General features: G+C 76.8%; 1 protein-coding gene. It reads right to left on the bottom strand.

Features of this window, described 5'->3' with window-relative positions; translation table 11 throughout:
* On the bottom strand, positions 1–362 hold a 362-nt coding region (locus tag GT354_RS13485), incomplete at both ends, for a PfkB family carbohydrate kinase (protein WP_237534754.1).

Genomic DNA, 362 nt, shown 5'->3' on the forward strand with positions numbered 1-362 from the left:
GAGCAACGCCCCCCGGGCGCCGAGAGTCACGCACACCGCCCGCGCCGACCACTTCCCACACAACTCGGCCGCCGCGTCGGCGGTGGCCCGCACGTCGTCGGCGGCTTCGATCCGAGCCGCCGCGCCGACGGCCCGGGCGGCCTCCGCGTGATTGGGGGTGACCAGCGTCGCCCCGGGTACGGGATCGCTTCCGCGCGGATGCGGATCCCACACCACCGGCACGTGCCCCACCCGGGCGCCCAGGGCCGCCCGCAACGTCGGCTGCGCGGTGACGCCGTTGCCGTAGTCGGACACCAAAATCGCGTCCGCCGCGACGAGCGCCCGCAAAACCTCGGGACCCGGCGCGCCGATCGGGCCGCCGG

This window comes from Streptomyces sp. SID3343, from assembly GCF_009865215.1.
GTDB lineage: Bacteria > Actinomycetota > Actinomycetes > Streptomycetales > Streptomycetaceae > Embleya.